The sequence below is a fragment of the Polaribacter sp. KT25b genome, assembly GCF_900105145.1.
GTDB lineage: Bacteria > Bacteroidota > Bacteroidia > Flavobacteriales > Flavobacteriaceae > Polaribacter.
The window spans coordinates 2,266,629-2,289,077 of sequence record NZ_LT629752.1 but is presented as its reverse complement, the minus strand read 5'-3'; the positions used below and the strand labels follow the sequence as shown (position 1 = coordinate 2,289,077).

Sequence of the window (22,449 nt, the reverse complement as noted above, 5' to 3'; positions counted from 1 at the left end):
AAGGTTGATGTATGGCGAGTAGAAAGATTGAAATAATGGATACGACACTGCGTGATGGCGAACAAACATCAGGCGTGTCGTTTTCAGTTTCCGAAAAATTAACAATCGCTAAATTATTACTGGAAGAATTAAAAGTAGATCGTCTAGAAATAGCTTCTGCAAGAGTTTCTGAAGGGGAATTAGAAGCGGTTAAAAAAATAACTTCTTGGGCTACTGAACAAAATTTTTTAGATAAAATTGAAGTGCTAACTTTTGTTGATGGAGGAAAATCTATCGATTGGATGCTAGATGCTGGCGCTAAAGTTCAGAATTTATTAACCAAAGGTTCTTTAAATCACTTAACACATCAGCTTAAAAAAACACCAGCAGAACATTTTGCAGATATCAAAGCAACTATTGATTTAGCTGCTAAACACGATATAAAAACCAATGTTTATTTAGAAGATTGGTCTAATGGAATGCGTAATTCTAAAGAATACGTTTTTGAATATTTAGATTTTTTAGATACTCAAAATGTAGAACGTGTTTTATTACCTGATACTTTAGGAATCTTAACTCCGGATGAAACTTTTAATTTTATTACAGAAGTTCGTCAAAAATATCCAAACTCTCACATCGATTTTCATGGTCATAATGATTATGATTTAGGTGTTGCAAATGTTATGGAAGCTGTAAAAGCAGGTGCAAATGGTTTGCATTTAACCATAAATGGGATGGGAGAACGTGCAGGAAATGCACCAATGGCAAGTGTAATTGCAGTTATTAACGACTTTTTAAAAGAGGTTAAAGTTTCTGTAAACGAAACAGCTTTAAATAAAGTAAGTAAGTTAGTAGAAACGTTTTCAGGATTTCGAATTCCGGTAAATAAACCAGTGGTTGGAGCAAATGTTTTTACACAAACAGCAGGAATTCATGCAGATGGAGATAATAAAAACAATCTTTATTTTAATGATTTAATGCCTGAACGTTTTGGTAGAAAACGTAAATATGCATTAGGAAAAACATCAGGAAAAGCAAATATCCAAAAGAACTTACAAGATTTAGGAATTAGTTTAAATGATGAAGAACTTAAAAAAGTTACCCAAAGAATTATTGAATTAGGAGATAAAAAAGAGGTGGTTTCTCAAGAAGATTTGCCTTATATTATTTCTGATGTTTTAGACAGTGACACCATTGAAAAACGTGTTATTGTAGAAAATTATGTGTTAGGACATGCAAAAGGAATGAAACCATCTACTACTTTACAATTAAGAGTTGAAGGTGTTTTGTACGAAGCACATGCACAAGGTGATGGTCAATTTGATGCGTTTATGAATGCATTGCGTAAATTGTATAAAAGACATAGCAAAAAAGATTTACCAGCTTTAATCGATTATGCAGTTAGAATTCCGCCAGGAAGTAATTCTGATGCTTTGTGTGAAACAATCATCACTTGGAGAAGAGAAAAAAACGAATTTATTACTCGTGGTTTAGATTCAGATCAAACAGTATCTGCAATTAAAGCTACAGAAAAAATGTTGAATATAATTTAAAATAATTGTCATTCCGAAGGAAGAATGATTGAAGGAATCTCTTAATTATAAAAACAGATTGCTTCGTAAACTCGCAATGACGAAATAAAAACAAAATTATGAAATTAAAAATCGCAGTATTAGCAGGAGACGGAATTGGGCCTGAAGTTATAGATCAAGCAGTAAAAGTATCTGATGCAATTGCTAAAAAATTTAATCACGAAATTACATGGAGACCAGCATTAACTGGTGCAGCAGCAATTGATGCAGTTGGTGAACCTTATCCAGATGAAACGCACGAAATTTGTGCATCTTCGGATGCTGTTTTGTTTGGTGCAATTGGGCATCCAAGATTCGATAATGATCCATCAGCAAAAGTTCGTCCAGAGCAAGGATTATTAAAAATGCGTAAAAAATTAGGTTTATTTGCAAATGTGAGACCTACGTTTACATTTCCTTCTTTATTGGGTAAATCTCCTTTAAAAAGAGAAAGAATAGAAGGAACTGATTTGGTTTTTTTACGTGAATTAACTGGAGGAATTTACTTTGGTGAAAAAGGTAGAAGAGACGAAGGTGAAACTGCATTTGATAATTGTGTTTATACAAGAGATGAAGTTAAAAGATTAGCTGTAAAAGGTTTTGAACTAGCTATGACTCGTGGTAAAAAATTATGTTGTGTAGATAAAGCGAACGTTTTAGAAACATCAAGATTATGGAGAGAAACTGTGCAAGCTATGGAAAAAGATTATCCAGAAGTTGAGGTTTCTTATGAGTTTGTAGATGCAGTTGCAATGCGTTTAGTACAATGGCCAAATAGTTATGATGTTTTAATTACAGAAAATTTATTTGGAGATATATTAACAGATGAAGCTTCTGTAATTTCTGGTTCTATGGGATTAATGCCAAGTGCATCTTTAGGTTCTGAAATTGGTTTATTTGAACCAATTCATGGTTCTTACCCACAAGCAACAGGATTAAATATTGCAAATCCAATGGCTACTGTGTTATCAGCAGCAATGATGTTCGAAAACTTTGGTTTACAAGCAGAAGGAAAAGCAATTAGAGATGCTGTAAATAATGCTTTAGATAAAGGTATTGTTACAGAAGATTTAGCTGATGGTGGAAAAGCTTACGGAACAATCGAAGTTGGAAATTGGATTGCAGAAAATATCTAAAAATTAGATTTTAAAGTTAAATATATTTTTTGAAGGTGCTCGAATTTCGAGCGCCTTTTTTTGTGTTTTAATCAATTAAAATAGTATAAATTCCGTTTGTATTATCAAAAGTATAATTTGAATTTTCAATTCTTATTTCTTCAAAATGTGTAAATGAACAGCAATTTTCATTTACTCTTTTTGCATCTGCATCTACATAGAGTGTTAAAATATCTTTATCAGCAATTTTTAAAGAATATTCTACGGTTTCTGTTTGCCAACTAATAGAATTAATACTTAAAATATTATAATCATTTTCATCAATAAAAGTGAAGTCAATATTCTTGTTATCAGTTAAATTAATAACTTGAATTTCGTTTTTATTAAAAGTATTATTTATAAATAAATTTTCATTGGTTGTAGCATCAACAAACTCAAATTGAAAAGAATTTGGAGGTGTAAAACATGCTTGACCGCAATCATTTAAATTGCAATTTTGAAATAAAATAATGCTGAAAATTGAAAGTAAATTTAAAATCTGCTTCATTTTTTTAATTATATAAAACCTAAGTAATATAATTGTTTAAAGTTTTATAGCTTCTTCTATATGATTTAATAAATCTTCAGGATCAAAAGGTTTAAAGATAAAACCATTCATACCACTTTCTTCCATTCTGTCTTTTACTTCCATAAAAACCGAGGCAGAAAGGGCTAAAATTGGTGTATGTTTATTAAATTTTCTTATTTCTTTAGATGCTGTGTAGCCATCCATAATTGGCATTTGAATATCCATTAAGATAACATCATAATCATTTTCTTTTACCATGTTAACTGCCATTAGACCATCATAAGCAATAATTACTTTTAAGTTTTCTTTTTCTAAAATTTGTTGAGCAACCATAATATTTATTAAGTTGTCTTCAACTAATAGCACCGTTTTTTGTTTAAAATCATGCTCTTTTTTAGAAGTAGTATTTTGAAAGTCTTGATCTGAAGCTAGTTTTAAATTTATTTGAAAATAAAAACGGCTTCCTTTGCCTATTACACTATCAATTTTAACTTCTGCTCCCATTGAGTTTACAATACTTTTTACAATTGGTAAGCCTAAACCTGTACCACCATATAAACGATTTGTTGTGCTTGATGCTTGTGTAAAAGCTTCCCAAATAGTCTCTTGTTTTTCTTCTGGAATTCCAATACCGGTGTCAATAATTTCTGTTAATAAATCTAATGAATCTGGATGTTGTTTTATTTTACGAATTCTTAGTGTAACACTGCCTTTATCTGTAAATTTAATGGCATTTGTTACCAAATTATTTATAACTTGATTAAATCTTACAATATCTAACCAAACGTTTTGTATATCAGGATCTATTTCTAAATTCATAGTAATTCCTTTTTTTAAACAAGAAGCTTCATGAATTTTTTTGATTTGTTTTACAGCTGCAGATAAATCAACAGGAATGTTATCTAATTCAATATTAGTAGATTGCATTTTGCTGAAATCTAAAACATTGTTAAGTAGATTAAGTAATATTTTACCAGAATAATTTAAAGCTTCAATATTTTCTATTTGGTCTTTTCTTGGTTTATTTTCTCCTAAAATATGAGAAAGCCCTATTACAGCATTTAAAGGAGTTCTAATTTCATGACTCATTGTACTTAAAAACTGCGATTTAGAATTTGATGCTTCTAAAGCTTCTAGTTCTCTTTTATGTATTTTATTAAAATAGTTAGAATTTAAAATAACAAAATAAATTAAGAGAAATAATACCAAAGATATTGCACTAGCTACAGCAATAGGATATACAAATTCTCTAGCAATTATTGGATCTAATTTTGTGGTTGTAAAAAGGTTATAATCTGTTTTGTAAAGAAGTGTCCATAAAATAAGGGGTAATATTGAAAATAAAATAACTAATATTCGTTCTCTTCTAAAAGAGAAAAATATAAATGGTAACCCAATACTAAACATATAAATAAACTCAATACTACCATTTTTACCGGCATAAGATGAAATAATTGCAATGCCAAAATTACTGGTTAATAAATAAAGTATTCTAGCAATATTTAGTTCTTCTTTTTTTGCAAGATAAGCAACCAATACATAAGCTAATATATTAAGAGCATTATAGTTTCTTAGCCAAATAAGATCAAGTTTGTGAGAAAAGAATGAAACGAGTATTGCAAATCCAATATTTACTAGAGCAATATTAAATACGAGATTAATTCTTCTTTGTGAATATTTTGACATATTTATTAGTTATTTATAGCTTCCTCAATTTTATCTAATAAATTTTCAGGATCAAAAGGTTTGTATATAAATCCGTTCATACCAGCTTCATTAATTTTATCCTTTACTTCCATAAAAATTGAAGCCGAAAGCGCTAGAATAGGTAAAGTTGTATTAAATTTTCTTATTTCTTTGGTTGCTGTATAACCATCCATAATGGGCATTTGAATATCCATTAAAACAACATCATATTTATTCTCTTTTACCTTGTTTACAGCTGCTAAACCATCATTAACAACGTCTATTGTAAGTCCAGATTTTTCAATAATTTGTTTACCAACCATTACGTTAATTAGGTTGTCTTCTACTAAAAGTAATTTTTTACCTTGAAAGTTTCTTTCTTTTTTTTGATTTGTTTTAACTAACTCTTTTTCAGAAGCAAGTTTTAAATTGAGAATAAAATAAAACCGACTTCCTTTGCCAAATTTACTGTCTACTTTTACTTTAGACCCCATAGCTTCAACAATACTTTTTACAATTGGTAAACCTAAACCTGTGCCGCCATATAAACGATTTGTACTAGATGAGGCTTGTGTAAAAGCGTCCCAAATTGATGCTAGTTTCTCTTTCGGAATTCCAATTCCGGTATCAATAATTTCTGTAAGAATGTTTATGCTATTTTTAGTTTCGTATCGTTTATGAATATTTAGAGTCACACTACCTGTGTCTGTAAACTTTATTGCGTTGGTAATTAGGTTATTAATTATTTGATTGTATCTAACAATATCTAACCAAACTGGAGGAATATTATTATCTATTTTTAAATTCATAGAAATTCCTTTTCGTAAACAATTGGGTTCGTGAATTTTTCTAATCTGTTTTAAGGCATTAAGAATATCTGTAGGAATTGCATCTATTTGTATGGTAGTAGATTGCATTTTACTAAAATCTAAAACATTATTAAGAAGGTTTAATAAAATTTTACCAGAATAATTTAACGCTTCTATATTTTCTATTTGATCTTCTCTTGGTTTAGTATCGCCTAATATATGAGATAGCCCAATAACAGCATTTAAAGGTGTTCTAATTTCATGACTCATTGTACTTAAAAAATCAGATTTTGCTTTTGACGCTTCTAAAGCATCTTCTCGACTATTATGAATGGAATATGAACTATTAAAGTTAGAGTACGAATATTGCATCAATTGAAAAGCAACTAGAATAATAGTAGTAATTATTGAAATAGGATAAATAAAATTAGCAGCGATTTTTACATCTATTTTTGATGTAGTTATCAAATTAAAATCTGTAATATATAAGGCTGTCCAAAGTAAAATAGAGATTAAAGAATAACTAGCAATAGAAATTTTTTCGTGTCTAAAAGAAAATACCATAAAAGGTAAACACATAGAAAACATGAGCATAAATTCTATACCTGCATCTTGACCAAAATAAGAAGCAGTTGTAACTATACCTGCATTTAAAATAATTAAATATAATAATCTAGAGATATTTAAATTTCCTTTTTTAGCAACAAAAGCTGTTATAGTAAATAAAAAAGTGTTTAAAATATGAAAATATATTAAATCATTAATTTTAAGTTTTATTGATAATAAAGTACACATAATACTAACAATAATAGCAATTAGCGATAATGCTAATATCATTTTAGTACGTCTTGGGGAAAAATCTGACATATTGTATTTATCTTAATGACCTAAATATACGAAATCTAACTCTATTAGTTAATTTTAATTGCATCTTCTATTTGATTTAATAAATCTTCTGGATCAAAAGGTTTAAATATAAAACCATTAATGCCACAATCTTTCATTTTGTTGTTAACTTGCATAAAAACAGATGCAGAAAGGGCAAGAATAGGAATATGTTTATTAAATTTTCTAATTTCTGTGGAGGCTGTGTAGCCATCCATAATCGGCATTTGAATATCCATTAGAATAATATCAAAATGAGAATTTTTTACCATATTTACGGCAGATAAACCATCTCTTGCAACTTCAACTTTTAGATTTACTTTTTCTAAAATTTGCTGTCCAACCATTACATTAATCATGTTGTCTTCTACTAAAAGAACCTTTTTACCTTTAAAATTGTAGGCTTTTTTGTAAGTAGTTTTAAATAACTCTTCTTTTGAAGCTCTTTTTAAATTTAGTTGAAAATAAAAACGACTTCCTTTATTTATTTCACTATCTATTTTAATTTTAGATCCCATCGACTCCACAATATTTTTTACAATTGGTAAACCTAAACCTGTACCACCATATAAGCGATTGGTAGTGGTAGATGCTTGTGTAAAAGCTTGCCATATTGTTTCTTGCTTGTCTTCTGGAATTCCTATTCCTGTATCAATAATTTCTGTAAATAAGTCAATAGAATCTTTCGTTTCATTTACTTTTTTAATTTTAAGTGTAATACTACCCTTATCAGTAAATTTAATTGCGTTAGAAACTAAATTATTAATAATTTGATTGAATCTAACAATATCTAACCAAACAAATGGGATATTTTCATCAATTTCTAGATTCATGATAATTTTTTTTCTTAAACAAGATGCTTCATGAATTTTTTTAATTTGTTTTATTGCTGATGATAAATCTACAGGAATATTATCAAGTTCTATCTCTTTAGATTGAATTTTAGTAAAATCTAAAACGTTATTTAATAAATTTAATAATATTTTACCAGAATAGTTTAAAGCCTCAATATTTTGTGTTTGATCTTTTCTAGGGTTATTATCACCCAAAATATGAGAAAGACCAATAACAGCATTTAAAGGTGTTCTAATTTCATGACTCATAGTACTTAAAAATTGCGATTTAGCATCTGATGCATCTAAGGCTTGTTGTTTCGTAGAATGAGCATTTTTATTTGCAAATGAATTTATATATGAATAATAAGTTAGTTGAAATACTGTAAAGATTAGTGTAGCTGTTATAGAAAAATAGTAAATGATATTTTTTATTCTAGTTGGATTTTTTAATTCAACATCAACAAAAGGTTTAAAATTGGTAAAAAATAGTAACAACCAAAGTAATAATGGTAGAAGACAAAATAAAATAATATATACTTTTTCTCTACTAAATGAATAGAAAATAAAAGGCATACCAACAGCAAAAAATAAAAAAAACTCAACACTAGCTTCTTTGCCTAGGTAAGAAGAAATAAAGTAAATAGAGAAATTAAATAACATCAAAAATAAAGATCTTGCAATTTTTGGATATCCATTTTTAGATAGAATAGCAGTGGTAAAAAATAGAGCAGCAGCAAAAAGTAAATAATAACTAAGTATATTAATTTCTAAATAATTGGTTAAAATAAACCAAATAACAGACATTGTTAAGCACACCATAGAAGTAGTAAAAATCATTTTTATTCTTCTTTTTGAAAATGGCCAACTATTTGTTTCTAACATTTTTTTGAAATTAATTACGGGTAAATTTTTCAATTTGACTTAGTAAATCTTCTGGTGTAAATGGTTTAAAAATAAAACCATTCATACCACATTCATCAATTTTATCTTTTATTTCTGTAAAAACATTAGCAGAAAGGGCAAGTATTGGTAGTGTTGTATTAAATTTTCTAATTTCTTTTGTTGCATTATAGCCATCCATAATTGGCATTTGAATATCCATTAAAACAATATCAAAATCTTGTTCCTTAACTTTATTTAAGGCAGCTAAACCATCATTTGCAACATCTACTTTTAATTTTTCTTTTTCTAAAATTTGTTTACCAACCATTGCGTTAATAAGGTTGTCATCAACTAATAAAACTTTTTGACCTTTAAAGTTGTATACTTTTTTTACGATTTTTTTTTCGATAATATCTTTGTCTGCAACTTTTAGTTTTAGTCTAAAGTAAAAGAGACTTCCTTTGCCTGTTAAACTACGTATTTTTACTCTAGAACCCATTACATTAATAATGCTTTTTACAATAGGTAAACCTAAACCAGTACCACCATATATTCTATTAACAGTATTTGATTCTTGTGCAAAAGCTTCCCAAATTAATTTTTGTTTATTTTTTTGGATGCCAATACCAGTATCTTTTACTTCAATTTGAAGTATTGCATTACGTTTTGTGGTTTTAATCTTTTTTATAGTTAATGTTACACTTCCTTTATCAGTAAATTTAATTGCGTTAGAAACTAGATTGTTGATTACTTGACTAAACCTAACAATATCTAAATAGACAAAAGGAATATTATCATCAACTTTAATTATTAATGAAATACCTTTTCTTAAACAAGCTGCTTCGTGAGTTTTTATTATTTGCTTTAGATCTACTGTAATGTCAGTTGGTATGTTATCTAGCTCAATAGTTGTAAATTGCATTTTACTAAAATCTAAAACATTATTTAATAAACTTAATAACGTTTTACCAGAATAGTTTAATGCTTCTATATTATTTATTTGATCTTCTCTTGGATTATTATCACCTAATATATGAGAAAGCCCAATTACTGCATTTAAAGGTGTTCTAATTTCATGACTCATTGTGCTCAAAAATTTAGATTTTGCCATAGAAGCCTCAAGTGCTTCTTGTCTTTTTATGTGAATTTTCGAATAGTATTTGGTGCCTAAAATAGAAAAATAGACTAATTGAGTTACAACCATAGTAAACAAGCAAACTATAGAAATAGGGTATAAATATCTGCTAGCAATTTCTACATCAATTGGTGTATTTGTAAATAGTTTAAATTCGGTGAAAGCTAAAGCTATCCAAAGAATACCAGAAAGACTAGAAAAGAAGTACACATACCTTTTTTCTGATTTAAATGAGAACACAGAAAAAGGTAAAGCAAGTGAAAAAAGAAATAAATATTCTGAACTAGCTGCTCTACCATAAAATGAAGCTGTTATTGTTATTCCTAAATTTAAAAGGATAAAAAAGATAATTCTAGAATAATAAATTCTACCTTTTTTTGAAAGATATGCACAATATATATATACAATAACTGTAATTAAATGGTAATATCCTAAATTATGTAAACCTAAATTAAAAGAAGCTATACCAGATAATAATGCGAAACCACCAATTAATAAACTAATAGTATACATTAGCTTATTAAGCCTTTGTGAAGTAGGTTTTTTTTTGTCTCTGGACATAGTTCTATAAGTTTATAAAAACCTATCCCAAATAAAAATAAATGAATCTTTTGGGGGGAAGATTTTTATTTTAAAACACTATATATTTTATAAAAATAAATATAAATTTAAATTATAATCTATATTATTAAATACACATTATAATAGCTACTAAGTTAGTGAAAATAAATGTAATATTCTTTATAAAAAATAAAAACTCTCGAATTTCGAGAGTTTTTATGCATTTTGAAAATGTAGAATGGTTATTTTACATTCATTAATTCAACGTCAAAAATTAAGGTTGCATTTGGTGGAATTACACCTCCAGCACCAGCAGCACCATAAGCTAAGTTAGATGGAATTACAAAACGAGCTTTATCTCCAACTTGTAATAATAAAATTCCTTCATCCCAACCAGCAATTACTTGTCCAACACCAACATTAAAGTCAATTGGTTCTTTTCTTTTGTAAGAAGAATCAAAAACAGTACCGTCTAATAATTGACCTTTATAATGTACAGAAACATTAGCACCTTTAGTAGCTTGTTTTCCAGTTCCTTTTTGTAAAATTTGGTAACGTAAACCACTTGCAGTTTCTTCGTAACCAGCAGCAACAGTATCTAATAATTCTTTTTGTTTTGCTTTTTCTTCTGCCTCACGTTTTTCTCTTGAACCTTCAAAAGTTCTAAAAGCTTCTACAGCATTAAAAGCTTCTGCTTTTGCACCAACTCTAATAATTTCTACTTTCATGTCATCGCCTTGTGCAACTGCATCTACAACATCTTGGCTATCTATAACTGTACCAAAAACTGTATGTTTACCATCTAACCAAGGAGTAGGAACATGAGTAATGTAAAATTGACTTCCATTTGTTGCTGGACCAGAATTAGCCATTGCTAACTTTCCAGGAGCATCGTGTTTTAAATCTGGATGAAATTCATCATCAAACTTATAACCAGGGTTACCTGTACCTGTTCCTTGAGGACAACCTCCTTGAATCATAAAATCTGGGATTACTCTATGAAATTTTAATCCATCATAATAAGGAGTTCCTTGGTTTTTTGCTGAGTTTTCTAAGTTTCCTTCTGCTAAAGCTACAAAGTTACCTACTGTTCCTGGTGCTTTTTCGTGTTCTAATTTTACTAAAATTTCACCTTTTGGTGTGGTAAATTTTGCGTATATTCCGTTATCCATGTTTAATTATTTTACTATTTAACTTCTCGCGCGCAGTCGAGAAATGTTTTTATTTGTATTAGTTCTTGACTGCGCTCGAACTGATATTTATTTTAATCTTATAAAAAAGTAAGATTATTTTTCTTTTAAATGATTTCTAAAACAAGCTTAGATTCTCTTATTTTTTTGTGTTTAAAATTGATAAATTATATGTAAAACCTATATTTAAATTTGTAGAGTTTACATTTCCATAAGGTGTTCTAGTTTGTCCTGCTGCAATATTGAAAGAAAAACTATCACTTAAATGGTAATTAACACCAATTGTTGGTCTTACTAAAACTCCCTCGCCAGTATCAACACCAGCGCCACCAGCAACGCCTCCCATTAATTCAATAAAAGTTGAAATTTTACCACTTAAAAATGGATTGCTTCTAACTCCTAATCCAAATATTCCATGAGCATAACCGCCAGATTTACCTTCATAAGCAAAAGAAGTTTCGCCAACTAAATAAAAACGTTTATTTAAGTCGTAGAATAATTTTAGTGCAATCATTTCTAAATCAATCGTTGTATTATCATCTTTAGCCATTTTAAAATATGTCTGATTCTGAACACCAACTCCAACTCCGTGAGTTTTTATTTTTGATGCACTTTCTTTAGAAAAAGGATCTTTTAAACCACCAGTTAATCCATAATATTTTAAACTTACACCAGCAGTGTAGGCTTCAAATGTTCCGCCAATTGCTCTATGATAACCACCATGAGCACTAATTCCTAATTTATCATTTAAATGAACATCAAAACCAGCGCTAGGGTACATTGTTAAACCGCCTTCAGGATAAATTCTTCCTCCAGCAGCACCAATTCCCATTTTTGCAAAGAAGTTAACGTTTTTAGTTTCAATAAAATTCTTTCCAATACCAAAAAATAAATCCATAAATCCAGATACCAAACCACTATACATGGTGTCTACATGAGCATATATAAATGTATTTGAAGTTAAATATCTTTGATATTCGAAACCAATAATTGATAATGTTTCTGTGAGTGGTTTGTATTGAGGGTTTGTAGTAATATCTGCTCTTGACATTCCTATTGGAAAGAAATAATCAAAAGTTATTTGTTGTACACTTTTTACAGCTGGTTTTGCCCAAAATTCATCAATTGAGTTATCATTTAAAATAAAGGTTTTTTGAGCATCTTTATACGAACTTAGTCTTAATAGACTTGGAATTTCTACAAAGAAAGAAATGTTGTCATTTTTCTGAATTCCAGTAAAAAAGTTTACATAACCATATTGAACACCAAAAGAATAGCCGTTTTTTTTATACTGTAAACCAGCATTTGGGTAAATCATTCCACCACCATTTACTAAGCTTCTAAATCCGCCACCGCCACCAAAATGTACATTTGCATCAAAATATAAATTTTTATAAATGGGTGTATTTACACCTAAATTAACACCTAAGGTAAATAAACCACCTTGATCTCCTGTAATTGCGGTATGAAAACCAGCACCCGTGTACAACCAATCATTTAATGGAATATTGTAGTTTAGACCAATAAATCCTAAAGTTGGAGCTAATTCGTAATTTACTTGTTCAAAAGGCTGATGAACCAAAATATAATTTAATCGAATACTATTATGTAATTCTTTTCCTTTTAATTCAGTTAAATTAAACGTCTGAGAATAATTTTGAAAACTCAATAGAACAACAAATAGGAACAATAAATTTTTCATGAATTTTAACTTTTATACTCGCTAGTAAAGTGTAATTTTACTGATGGATATTTACTTTGAGTCATTTGTATGGTAAATTCAGAATCCGCTAAAAAAACCAATTGACCTTGTTTGTCTTTAGCTAAATAGCGTTGTTTAACACGTTTAAATTCTTTAAACTCATCATTTTTAATATCTTTAGGTTCTACCCAACAAGCTTTATGAACTTGTAAATTTTCGTAAGTACATTTTGCACCATATTCGTGTTCTAATCTGTATTGAATTACTTCATATTGTAAAGCACCAACTGTACCAACTACTTTACGACCATTCATGTCTAAGGTAAATAATTGCGCAACACCTTCATCCATTAATTGATCTAAACCTTTAGATAATTGTTTAGATTTCATAGGATCTGCATTGTTAACATATCTAAAATGTTCTGGAGAAAAACTTGGAATTCCTTTAAAATTAAGTATTTCACCTTCTGTTAAAGTGTCTCCAATTTTAAAGTTTCCAGTGTCATGAATACCAACAATATCTCCAGGATACGATTCATCAACAATTTCTTTTTTCTCAGCAAAAAAGGCATTCGGACTAGAAAATTTTACTTTTTTACCGTTTCGAACATGTAAATAAGGAGAATTTCTTCTAAAAACTCCCGATACAATTTTTATAAAAGCAAGTCTGTCTCTATGTTTAGGATCCATATTTGCATGGATTTTAAACACAAAACCAGTTAAATTTTTTTCTTTAGAATCAACTAGACGTTCTTCTGCTTTTTTAGGTTGTGGAGAAGGAGCAATTTCAATAAAAGCATCTAATAATTCTTTTACACCAAAGTTATTTAATGCAGAACCAAAAAATACGGGTTGTAATTTTCCTTCTAAATATTCTTGTTGATTAAAATCTGGATAAACCTCGCTAATTAATTCTATTTCTTCTCGTAAAGTTTCTGCTGCTTTATCACCAACAATAGTATCTAATTCTGGGTTTGATAAATCATCAAATTCAACTCCTTCAGAAATTGAAGTTTTATTATCACCAGAAAAAAGATTTAATTTCTTTTCCCAAATATTATAAATTCCTTTAAAGTCATACCCCATCCCTATAGGAAAACTCATAGGAGTTACTGTTAATCCTAATTTTTGTTCAACTTCATCTAATAAATCAAAGGCATCTTTACCTTCTCTATCCAATTTATTGATAAAAACCAACATTGGTATATTTCTCATTCTACAAACTTCAACCAATTTTTCGGTTTGTGGTTCTACACCTTTTGCAACGTCAATTACAACAATAACGCTGTCTACAGCTGTTAAAGTTCTAAAAGTATCTTCAGCAAAATCTTTGTGACCAGGTGTGTCTAGAATGTTTATTTTTTTGTTTTTGTAGATGAAAGCTAACACAGAAGTTGCTACAGAAATTCCTCTTTGGCGCTCAATTTCCATAAAATCGGAAGTTGCACCTTTTTTAATTTTATTATTTTTTACAGCCCCAGCTTCCTGAATTGCTCCTCCGAATAATAACAACTTTTCTGTTAAAGTAGTTTTACCAGCATCTGGATGCGAAATGATACCAAATGTTCTTCTACGTTCTATTTCTTTTAAAAAACTCATCTACAAAATTTGAGGTGCAAAGATAGGTTTTTATTCTATATTTTTTTATCATCACAGAGATTTGAATATAAGACAGTAATTTCATAGTTTTAAGTATTGTTACTCAATATAAAATAAGAACTAATCTTTCTGTATTTTGATAATAATCAAATATAAAAATGAAGTGTTTTTTTAGTTTTATCCGTGGTAATCTGTATCAGATAGAATTTCTATCAAAAAAAGTATATGAGAATTAATTTTTATTCTAGAATTTCTATCGTCATTTTTATGTCTTTGATAGGCCATTCATCTGCACCAACTTTAACTTTAGAAATTTTATCCATTGTATCAAAACCAGAAATAACTTCGCCAAAAACAGTATGTTCATTATTTAAATGATGAGCGCCATTTCTATCATGAACCATATAAAACTCAAACGGACTTGATAATTTATTAGGATTGTTTTCCCAATATCTTGCAGCTGCTAACGCACCATATTTATGTTTTCTATTTTTTCTAAATTCTGGTTTTAATAAATAATTACCGTATTTTCTTCGTTGTTTTTGCGTGTACATATTATCAGAATTACCTCCTTGAATTACAAAGTTTTTGGCAACTCTATAAATAACAGTTGTATTAAAATATTTAATTTTTGTTAGAAATATAAAATTAGCTCTGTGTATAGGAACATCATTATATAATAGTAGTTTAATATTACCAAATTCTGTTTTTATTATAACTTTTGTTTCTGTGTTTTGTTTACCATATTCAGTTAAAAAAGCTTCTGTGTTTTCATTATTTAAACTGTCCCAAGGTTTTATTATTTTTTTTTCTAGAGCAGTTTTTCTCTTTTCAATTTCAACAGAATTTTCTTTTCCAACTTTATTATTATCACAGTGATAAAAGGAAATTATAAATACGAGGAATACTATTTTAAAGAAAATTTTCACTTTAGGATTTTATTTTTACGAATCCTCAAATATAATTCATCAAAATAAAACTATAGAAAAATCTCAAGGTTTTATTATATTTTTAAGTTTTAAACCTAATTGAATCTATTATATTTGCAATTATGGAGGAACTAGTGATTTTAGTTGATAAGAACGACAATCAAATAGGCGAAATGCCTAAAATGGAAGCGCATGAAAAAGCTGTTTTACACAGAGCTTTTTCGGTATTTATTTTTAATATTAAAGGTGAGTTAATGTTGCAACAAAGAGCAGCACACAAATATCATTCGCCTTTATTATGGACAAATACTTGTTGTTCTCATCAAAGAAGCGGAGAAAGTAATATTGAAGCTGGAGAAAGAAGATTACAAGAAGAAATGGGTTTTACAGCAAGTTTAAACGAAGTTTTTTCATTTATTTACAAAGCCCCTTTTGATAATGGCTTAACAGAGCACGAATTAGATCATGTATTAATTGGCTATTTTGATGACGAACCTAATATCAATAAAGATGAAGTTGAAGCTTATAAATGGATGCAATTAGATGATGTAAAATCGGATATCGAGAAAAATCCTATAATTTATACTGAATGGTTCAAAATAATTTTTAAGGAATCTTATGATAAAATCAAGAATTACAAAATATAAGTTTTCGTATTAAAACAAATTAAAAATCTGATTATGCCCAAAGTTACTGTTCATAGAAAAGCACATTTTAATGCAGCTCACAGATTATATAGAAAAGATTGGTCTGATGAAAAAAACTTTGAAGTTTTTAGTAAATGTAGCAACCCAAATTTTCATGGTCATAATTACGAATTAATAGTTTCTTTAACAGGAGTTATTGATAAAGAAACTGGTTACGTTTTCGATTTAGGTATTTTAAGTAACTTAATTAAAGAGTATATCGAAAACAATTTTGATCATAAAAATTTAAACTTAGAAGTCGAAGAATTTAAAAATTTAAATCCAACTGCAGAAAATATAGCTGTTGTTATTTATGATAAATTAAGAAAACATTTACCCAACCATTTAGAGTTAGAAATTACTTTGTACGAAACACCTAGAAATTTTGTAACCTATTCTGGGTAGTTTTTTAATTTTTACTGTAAGTATAATAATTTACAGATCTTTCGAGAATAGAGTAGGAGTGATAACTAAAGCCATCAAAATTTAATTTCTTTTTTAGGTTTGCATTTATACTATTCATTTTGTCAAAAAACTTACTTTCTCCGTTGTCTAAACTATCAAATTTTAACCAATAACCAAGTTTATCCATATTGGTAGAAAAAATGATTGAAGCTTTTATTTTACTATTCGTTTTATAAAGATTTTCTAAGTTTTTTTTAGCAAACGAAAAACTTAATTCAGGGCTTTTACCATGCGCTTGTATAACTAAACGATCACAGTTTTTGCTGATTTCTAGAATTTCGTTTTGCGTATAATAACCAACATAAGCATCAACTTTTACACTATGCTTTTTATTCTTTGTAAGTAGTTTTAGATCTTTTAAATTATCAATAAAATATTTAAAAGAGCCTTTTCTAGTACAAGGAAGTTTATTTTCTTCTAAATAATTTACACAATAATAACCATCAATTCCAGACGCATTTTTAGACCAATATTCGTACTCTAAATTATAAATATCAAACTTTTCTTCGGATTTATTTCTAGAAGTATTATAAATATCAATCCTATTTTTAAAGAAAGTGGCAGATTCTCCAGACGCGCCAATACGCTTTATATTAAACTTGGTTTTAGCTTTTGATATAAATTCTGCTAAAATGTTGTTTTTTCTAGGATCTGTTAAAGAATACAATTTGTCAACTTTATTTAATTGATATAATATTAAAGTATTAAAGTTGTTTTTACTAGCAAATTTTAGAAGTTTATCTTCATTTGATGGGCTACCTAAAATAGAATTAAAATTATCTACATACAAAGTTCTTTCAAGGGAAAAAAGTTTAGTAAAAAACAGAACAAATAGAATTAAGAATACTTTTTTTTTCACTTTAGTAAATTGATAAATTAAAACGATAAAGATAAATAAAAAACCTAGTTCTCTTCGGATAAATTACCCTAATTTTCCATCGCCATCAATATCTTTACCAAGATGCTTTTCTAATGTTACAAGTGTTTTTCTTAATAATATTTTAGTGTTTTGCAGTTCTTTTTCTAAAATTAAAACCCTTTCTTCTAGATTATTTGCTTTATCACTTTGTTCGTTTATTTTACTTTGCTGAATTAAATCCCAGAAAAATCCCATATATTTATTGTTATATTTGTAATTAAATCAAAGTTAATTATTTTTTTATTACAATAATTGTATAGAAGAAGTATTAAATTTGTTTTATAAATATATATATATGAAAATAAATCAGTTAATAAAATTTAAACCTATTTTAAAGGATAAAATTTGGGGAGGAGAAAAATTAGCAACTTTATTAAATAAAAAATCAACAAGAAAAGATATTGGCGAAAGCTGGGAAATTTCTGATGTTGAAGGAGATACATCTATTGTTACAAATGGAAAATTAAAAGGAAAAAATTTAAAAGAACTAATTTCTGAGTACAAATCTGATTTAGTTGGCGATAAAATTTATACTCATTTTGGAGAGAAATTCCCGCTTTTAATTAAATTTATTGATGCAAAAGAAGCGTTAAGTATACAATTACATCCAAATGATAAATTGTCACAAGAACGCCATAATTCCTTCGGGAAAACAGAAATGTGGTATGTAATGCAAGCCGACGAAAAAGCGAATTTAATTGTTGGTTTTCAAAAAGAAGTTACATCAGAAGAGTATTTAAAACATTTAGAAAATAAATCGTTATTAGATATTTTAAATGTTGATGAAGTACAAAAAGGCGATGTTTATTTTATTCCAACAGGTAGAGTTCATGCAATTGGTGCAGGCGTTTTGTTGGCAGAAATTCAGCAAACATCAGATATTACTTATAGAATTTATGATTGGGACAGGCCAAATCCTGATGGAACTTTTAGAGATTTACACACAGAAGAAGCAATTGATGCCATCGATTATTCTGTAATAGATTCTTACAAAACAGTGTATTCAGAAAAAGAAAATGCAGCATCAGAGATTGTTTCTTGTCAGTATTTTACAACCAATGTTTTGCCAATTAAAGGCGAGATTTCTATCAACCATCAAGAAAAAGATAGTTTTGTAATTTATATGTGTGTAGAAGGTAGTGTTGAATTTCAGTATGAAAATCAAACCGAAAAATTACAAACAGGAGAAACTATTTTAGTTCCTGCGTGTATCAAAAACATTAAAATTAGTTCTGAAGGAAAATCAGAATTATTAGAAGTTTACATCAAATAGTTTATGAAAATAATTGCCATGATTCCTGCACGTTACAGTGCAAGCCGTTTTCCAGGAAAGTTGATGAAAGATTTAGGAGGAAAACCTGTAATTTTAAGAACGTACGAAGCTGCCTTAAACGCTAATTTGTTTGATGAAGTATATATCGTTACAGATTCTGATGTTATTTTTAAAACGATAAATAGCGTTGGCGGAAAAGCAATTATGAGTAAAAAAGAACACGAATGTGGTTCTGATAGAATTGCCGAAGCTGTAGAAAATATTGATGCAGATATTGTTATAAATGTACAAGGAGATGAACCTTTTATAGATGAAGTTTCACTTTCTAAATTAATTGATGTTTTTAAAAAAGATAGTAAAAAAGAAATTGATTTAGCTTCTTTAAAAGTGCAAATTACAAACAAAGAAGATATTGAAAACCCTAATAATGTTAAGGTAATTACGGATGTAAATAACTTGGCAATTTATTTTTCTAGAAGTGTAATTCCTTTTCATAGAGATCTAAATGTTGATGTAAAATATTACAAACATAAAGGTGTGTATGCGTTTAGAAAACAAGCTTTAATCGATTTTTATCATACACCAATTACGCCTTTAGAAGCATCAGAAAAAATTGAAGCAATTAGATATCAAGAAATTGGTAAAAAAATTAAAATGGTAGAAACAGATGTTGAAGCTGTTGGAATTGATACACCAGAAGATTTAGAAAAAGCGATTAAATATTTAAACAAATAATGAATTCTAAAATTAAAGTAATTGCATTTGATGCAGATGATACTTTGTGGGTAAATGAAACTTATTTTAGAGACGCAGAAAAAGAATTTGCACAAATTTTATCTGGGTATGAAACCGAAAATAAAATAGATCAAGAGCTCTTTAAAACCGAAATTAAAAATTTATCAATTTATGGTTACGGAATTAAAGGTTTTGTGCTGTCTATGGTAGAATGTGCTTTGGAACTTTCTAATTATCAATTAGAACAAAAATCGTTTGAAAAGATTTTAAATATTGGTAAAGAAATGTTAGAAAAACCAATAGAATTATTAGACGGAATAGAGGAAGTATTACAATCTTTACAAGGTAAATATAAGTTGGTTGTTGCCACAAAAGGCGATTTGTTAGACCAAGAACGCAAGCTAGAAAAGTCAAACTTACTTAACTATTTTCATCATATAGAAGTAATGAGTGATAAAAAAGAGAAAGATTATCATAAATTAATAAAACATTTAGATATTGATCCATCAGAATTTTTAATGATTGGAAACTCTTTAAAATCTGATGTTTTACCTTTGGTAGCAATTGGTTCATCTGCAATTCATGTTCCTTTTCATACAACTTGGGCACACGAAAAAGTGTCAAAAGAAAAAGAATCTAAAACAAACTATGTTACTGTTCTAAATATTAAGCAAGTATTGTCTTATTTATAATAAATAGACTACTTTTGCATCTTTAAAATAAAATAAATTATGTCAAGTATAAAAAACTTAAAAAAAGATATCAATTACGTTTTAGGTGATGTTATTGAATATGCAATTGATGTTGCAGCTTTAAAAAATCAACAAAAAGAAGGTAATGTAATTATTGATGAAGCTATTGAAACATTTGATGCTTTAATTGCTAACGTTAATACTAAAAAAGTTGAAAACAAAAAAGCTCATTTTAAAGCTATAAATGCAGATTTAGAAGCTAAAGCTAAAGGTTTAGTAGAAAAAATTAATAGTTTATAAATTTAACAATTTTTAAACAAAATATTAAGACCAACATCTGTAAAAGATGTTGGTTTTTTTGTTAACTTTGGTCTATACTAAAACGATTTAGTTTACGTTCTAATATTATAAACTTAATTTTTTAAAAATATGGCTAGAGCAATGTTTGAGTACACCAAAACTGTACTAAAAAAAGTGAGCTTTAATTCAGATTTATTTTGTAAAGAATTAGAGAAAGCTTTAAATATGCTGTTACCTTTTGAAGTAAAAGAGTTAACAATTTGGATAAAAGAGTATACAGCAAACAAGCCAGAGTTATACGCTTGTATGTATTTAATAAAATAAAAAAAACAAAGGCTGTCTATTTAGATAGCCTTTTTTAATGGTTAGAATTTTGATAAAAGTGTTTAATTTTTAGTCAACCTATTTCAGGAAAGTATAGTTTGTATTATACTGATATAGGTTGACCTTTTTTTTTATTAATTTACCCGTTCAAACTATTTTTTTTAGCCGTTTAGAAGGCAAAAAAATAATTTGAACTAGCTTTTAGATTAAATTTTAAGTTCAGGTAAATTTACTTTATTTTTTCGATATGATTTGTATTTGATGTTAGGATTTAAATGTACGTCAGCAGGATTTCTTAAATCTAGGCTAAAATGCTTTCTCAAATTATTGTATATATCTACAGCTTGTTTTGTGATTTCTTGAGCAATAGCAGTGTTTTTAATACAGTTTCTAAGTCCATATTCATATTTTAAAGTTCTATTAATTCTCTCAGCGATTGCATTTTCGTAAGGATCATATTGTTCTGTCATACTCATTATCATTCCATTTTCTTCGGCAAATGCTGTGTATTTAGGATTACAGTATTGAAAACCTCTATCGGAATGATGAATTAGTTTTTCATTAGGATATTTTCTGTTTTTAATAGCCATAGCAAGAGCTTCTGTACAAAGAGATGTTTTCATGTTGTTATCTAATTTATAGCCCATAATTTGCTTGGAATAAGCATCTGTTACGATTGCTAGATAATTGTGTCCATTTTCTGTTTTAATGTATGTTATATCGGTTACCCAGAGTTGTTCTGGTCTATTAGGCACTTGGTCTTTAATCAGGTTTTTATATTTTCTAAATTGATGATTCGAATCTGTTGTTGTCACGTAATTTTTAAGCTTAGGGACGAGCAAATTATGGAGCCTTAAAAAGTCGTAAAATTTATCTCTTCCCATCTTTATGTTTTGTTTTATGAAGTCAGATTTTAGTTCATCATACAGCTTAATACCACCAGTTCTCATGCCTACTTTTTTGCGATAATCTAGTATCATTACAATAAGTTTATCATAATTTATTTGTTTGATTTCTTGCTCTTTACATCTTTTGTAGAAGGCTTGTTTACTAATCCCAAAACATTCATAGAACCACTTTCTTTTAAACGGTTTTTCTTTTTTAGCTCTATCTCTTTTACTAATGTTTTGGGCAGCGACTTTTTTGATAAATCGACTCCTGTAATGATTTCCATATCGGCAATAATATCTTGCTGAAAGTCTTTGATAAACTCAAGGGCTTCAATACGTTCCTTTAATTTTTTTATTTCGTTTATTTTGCTCATTCCTGTATTTTGTTGCACTAAAGTACTATATTTTTTAATCCAATAGCCAATGGTAGTTCTAGGAATGTCATATTTTTTAGAAGCGAAGTTGGTTGAGATCTGACCATTTTGAATTTGGTCAACGACTAATAATTTAAGCTCTAAAGTTACTTTTTCGTAAGTTTTTTTTCGGCAGTGTTCATTTTGTGTTTTCATAAGTGACTATAATTAAGTGTTTAATTTTTAGTCAACCTATTTCAGGAAAGTATAGTTTTCAAATGTTTGCTAACGTGTTTGTATATGGTTTGTTGCGTGGTTAAGCACCTAATTTAGCAAATAAAAACCGAATAGAAAATCCGCGAGGAT

Annotated in this window: 22 protein-coding genes; 9 read left to right on the top strand and 13 right to left on the bottom strand. The window is 28.3% G+C overall.

Annotated features, from left to right (window positions below):
• Window positions 1–11 precede the first annotated feature (11 nt).
• On the top strand, window positions 12–1,532 hold the full coding sequence (locus tag BLT70_RS09935; protein WP_091894008.1) for an alpha-isopropylmalate synthase regulatory domain-containing protein: 1,521 nt from the start codon (window positions 12–14) through the stop codon (window positions 1,530–1,532).
• A gap of 98 nt (window positions 1,533–1,630) precedes the next feature.
• Window positions 1,631–2,686 carry a 3-isopropylmalate dehydrogenase gene (leuB, locus tag BLT70_RS09930; RefSeq protein WP_091894006.1) on the top strand — a complete coding sequence of 352 codons (1,056 nt, stop codon included), beginning with the start codon at window positions 1,631–1,633 and terminating at the stop codon, window positions 2,684–2,686.
• Between the two features lie 67 nt (window positions 2,687–2,753).
• Here the strand turns inward: leuB and BLT70_RS09925 are convergent, their stop codons facing one another.
• The 9 genes from BLT70_RS09925 to BLT70_RS09885 all read right to left on the bottom strand — a co-directional run bounded on the left by BLT70_RS09925 (window position 2,754) and on the right by BLT70_RS09885 (window position 15,446).
• Entirely contained in the window at window positions 2,754–3,212 is a 459-nt protein-coding gene (locus BLT70_RS09925) for a hypothetical protein (protein ID WP_091894004.1), read from the bottom strand.
• A 36-nt stretch (window positions 3,213–3,248) separates the two neighbouring features.
• The gene (locus tag BLT70_RS09920; RefSeq protein WP_091894002.1) at window positions 3,249–4,919 is read right to left on the bottom strand and encodes a response regulator; all 1,671 of its coding nucleotides are present in this window, start codon (window positions 4,917–4,919) and stop codon (window positions 3,249–3,251) included.
• Window positions 4,920–4,924: 5 nt separating this feature from the next.
• Window positions 4,925–6,595 carry an ATP-binding protein gene (locus tag BLT70_RS09915; RefSeq protein WP_231962668.1) on the bottom strand — a complete coding sequence of 557 codons (1,671 nt, stop codon included), beginning with the start codon at window positions 6,593–6,595 and terminating at the stop codon, window positions 4,925–4,927.
• 44 nt (window positions 6,596–6,639) lie between these two features.
• Window positions 6,640–8,331 carry a response regulator gene (locus BLT70_RS09910; protein ID WP_231962665.1) on the bottom strand — a complete coding sequence of 564 codons (1,692 nt, stop codon included), beginning with the start codon at window positions 8,329–8,331 and terminating at the stop codon, window positions 6,640–6,642.
• Window positions 8,332–8,341: 10 nt separating this feature from the next.
• Window positions 8,342–10,027 (bottom strand): response regulator, encoded by a 1,686-nt coding sequence (locus BLT70_RS09905; protein WP_091894000.1) that lies wholly within the window; start codon window positions 10,025–10,027, stop codon window positions 8,342–8,344.
• Between the two features lie 242 nt (window positions 10,028–10,269).
• Window positions 10,270–11,199, bottom strand: a complete 930-nt coding sequence (locus tag BLT70_RS09900; protein ID WP_091893998.1) for a peptidylprolyl isomerase — start codon at window positions 11,197–11,199, stop codon at window positions 10,270–10,272.
• A 157-nt stretch (window positions 11,200–11,356) separates the two neighbouring features.
• Window positions 11,357–12,919, bottom strand: coding sequence for a hypothetical protein (locus tag BLT70_RS09895; RefSeq protein WP_091893994.1), 1,563 nt, complete (start codon window positions 12,917–12,919; stop codon window positions 11,357–11,359).
• Window positions 12,920–12,924: 5 nt separating this feature from the next.
• Window positions 12,925–14,517, bottom strand: a complete 1,593-nt coding sequence (locus tag BLT70_RS09890) for a peptide chain release factor 3 (RefSeq protein WP_091893992.1) — start codon at window positions 14,515–14,517, stop codon at window positions 12,925–12,927.
• A 239-nt stretch (window positions 14,518–14,756) separates the two neighbouring features.
• A complete protein-coding gene (locus BLT70_RS09885; protein WP_091893990.1) occupies window positions 14,757–15,446 on the bottom strand; it encodes a peptidylprolyl isomerase in 690 nt (229 codons plus the stop codon).
• 122 nt (window positions 15,447–15,568) lie between these two features.
• Between BLT70_RS09885 and idi the strand changes: the two genes are divergently transcribed.
• Both idi and BLT70_RS09875 read left to right on the top strand, forming a co-directional pair.
• Window positions 15,569–16,093 (top strand): isopentenyl-diphosphate Delta-isomerase, encoded by a 525-nt coding sequence (gene idi, locus BLT70_RS09880; protein WP_091893988.1) that lies wholly within the window; start codon window positions 15,569–15,571, stop codon window positions 16,091–16,093.
• A gap of 33 nt (window positions 16,094–16,126) precedes the next feature.
• Window positions 16,127–16,537 (top strand): 6-carboxytetrahydropterin synthase, encoded by a 411-nt coding sequence (locus BLT70_RS09875; protein WP_091893986.1) that lies wholly within the window; start codon window positions 16,127–16,129, stop codon window positions 16,535–16,537.
• Between the two features lie 4 nt (window positions 16,538–16,541).
• Here the strand turns inward: BLT70_RS09875 and BLT70_RS09870 are convergent, their stop codons facing one another.
• Together BLT70_RS09870 and BLT70_RS09865 are read right to left on the bottom strand one after the other, a co-directional pair.
• On the bottom strand, window positions 16,542–17,456 hold the full coding sequence (locus tag BLT70_RS09870; RefSeq protein ID WP_157691879.1) for a hypothetical protein: 915 nt from the start codon (window positions 17,454–17,456) through the stop codon (window positions 16,542–16,544).
• Window positions 17,457–17,519: 63 nt separating this feature from the next.
• Window positions 17,520–17,711, bottom strand: coding sequence for a hypothetical protein (locus BLT70_RS09865; protein WP_091893983.1), 192 nt, complete (start codon window positions 17,709–17,711; stop codon window positions 17,520–17,522).
• A gap of 100 nt (window positions 17,712–17,811) precedes the next feature.
• On the opposite strand from BLT70_RS09865, the gene BLT70_RS09860 reads away from it, so the two are divergent.
• The 5 genes from BLT70_RS09860 to BLT70_RS09840 all read left to right on the top strand — a co-directional run bounded on the left by BLT70_RS09860 (window position 17,812) and on the right by BLT70_RS09840 (window position 20,840).
• A complete protein-coding gene (locus BLT70_RS09860; protein WP_091893981.1) occupies window positions 17,812–18,789 on the top strand; it encodes a type I phosphomannose isomerase catalytic subunit in 978 nt (325 codons plus the stop codon).
• Window positions 18,790–18,792: 3 nt separating this feature from the next.
• Window positions 18,793–19,524, top strand: coding sequence for a 3-deoxy-manno-octulosonate cytidylyltransferase (gene kdsB, locus BLT70_RS09855; protein ID WP_091893979.1), 732 nt, complete (start codon window positions 18,793–18,795; stop codon window positions 19,522–19,524).
• Window positions 19,524–20,216 carry an HAD family hydrolase gene (locus BLT70_RS09850; RefSeq protein ID WP_091893977.1) on the top strand — a complete coding sequence of 231 codons (693 nt, stop codon included), beginning with the start codon at window positions 19,524–19,526 and terminating at the stop codon, window positions 20,214–20,216. Before kdsB ends, BLT70_RS09850 begins: the two co-directional genes overlap by 1 nt.
• A gap of 39 nt (window positions 20,217–20,255) precedes the next feature.
• A complete protein-coding gene (locus tag BLT70_RS09845; RefSeq protein ID WP_091893975.1) occupies window positions 20,256–20,516 on the top strand; it encodes a hypothetical protein in 261 nt (86 codons plus the stop codon).
• A gap of 129 nt (window positions 20,517–20,645) precedes the next feature.
• Window positions 20,646–20,840, top strand: coding sequence for a hypothetical protein (locus tag BLT70_RS09840; RefSeq protein WP_091893973.1), 195 nt, complete (start codon window positions 20,646–20,648; stop codon window positions 20,838–20,840).
• Between the two features lie 206 nt (window positions 20,841–21,046).
• Here BLT70_RS09840 and BLT70_RS09835 read toward each other — a convergent pair whose 3' ends face one another.
• Window positions 21,047–21,895 (bottom strand): IS3 family transposase, encoded by an 849-nt coding sequence (locus tag BLT70_RS09835; protein WP_231962853.1) that lies wholly within the window; start codon window positions 21,893–21,895, stop codon window positions 21,047–21,049.
• Complete coding sequence (locus tag BLT70_RS09830; protein ID WP_091893387.1) at window positions 21,841–22,299, bottom strand: helix-turn-helix domain-containing protein; 459 nt, start codon at window positions 22,297–22,299, stop codon at window positions 21,841–21,843. Before BLT70_RS09830 ends, BLT70_RS09835 begins: the two co-directional genes overlap by 55 nt.
• Between the last annotated feature and the right edge of the window lie 150 nt (window positions 22,300–22,449).

Coding starts and splice junctions, on each gene's coding strand:
- BLT70_RS09920 (WP_091894002.1), bottom strand. CDS start 4,919: ATGTCAAAATATTCACAAAGAAGAATTAATCTCGTATTTAATATTGCT.
- idi (WP_091893988.1), top strand. CDS start 15,569: ATGGAGGAACTAGTGATTTTAGTTGATAAGAACGACAATCAAATAGGC.
- BLT70_RS09910 (WP_231962665.1), bottom strand. CDS start 8,331: ATGTTAGAAACAAATAGTTGGCCATTTTCAAAAAGAAGAATAAAAATG.
- BLT70_RS09865 (WP_091893983.1), bottom strand. CDS start 17,711: ATGGGATTTTTCTGGGATTTAATTCAGCAAAGTAAAATAAACGAACAA.
- BLT70_RS09830 (WP_091893387.1), bottom strand. CDS start 22,299: ATGAAAACACAAAATGAACACTGCCGAAAAAAAACTTACGAAAAAGTA.
- BLT70_RS09840 (WP_091893973.1), top strand. CDS start 20,646: ATGGCTAGAGCAATGTTTGAGTACACCAAAACTGTACTAAAAAAAGTG.
- BLT70_RS09900 (WP_091893998.1), bottom strand. CDS start 11,199: ATGGATAACGGAATATACGCAAAATTTACCACACCAAAAGGTGAAATT.
- BLT70_RS09860 (WP_091893981.1), top strand. CDS start 17,812: ATGAAAATAAATCAGTTAATAAAATTTAAACCTATTTTAAAGGATAAA.
- BLT70_RS09915 (WP_231962668.1), bottom strand. CDS start 6,595: ATGTCAGATTTTTCCCCAAGACGTACTAAAATGATATTAGCATTATCG.
- BLT70_RS09935 (WP_091894008.1), top strand. CDS start 12: ATGGCGAGTAGAAAGATTGAAATAATGGATACGACACTGCGTGATGGC.
- BLT70_RS09895 (WP_091893994.1), bottom strand. CDS start 12,919: ATGAAAAATTTATTGTTCCTATTTGTTGTTCTATTGAGTTTTCAAAAT.
- BLT70_RS09905 (WP_091894000.1), bottom strand. CDS start 10,027: ATGTCCAGAGACAAAAAAAAACCTACTTCACAAAGGCTTAATAAGCTA.
- BLT70_RS09925 (WP_091894004.1), bottom strand. CDS start 3,212: ATGAAGCAGATTTTAAATTTACTTTCAATTTTCAGCATTATTTTATTT.
- BLT70_RS09875 (WP_091893986.1), top strand. CDS start 16,127: ATGCCCAAAGTTACTGTTCATAGAAAAGCACATTTTAATGCAGCTCAC.
- BLT70_RS09890 (WP_091893992.1), bottom strand. CDS start 14,517: ATGAGTTTTTTAAAAGAAATAGAACGTAGAAGAACATTTGGTATCATT.
- BLT70_RS09845 (WP_091893975.1), top strand. CDS start 20,256: ATGTCAAGTATAAAAAACTTAAAAAAAGATATCAATTACGTTTTAGGT.
- BLT70_RS09850 (WP_091893977.1), top strand. CDS start 19,524: ATGAATTCTAAAATTAAAGTAATTGCATTTGATGCAGATGATACTTTG.
- leuB (WP_091894006.1), top strand. CDS start 1,631: ATGAAATTAAAAATCGCAGTATTAGCAGGAGACGGAATTGGGCCTGAA.
- kdsB (WP_091893979.1), top strand. CDS start 18,793: ATGAAAATAATTGCCATGATTCCTGCACGTTACAGTGCAAGCCGTTTT.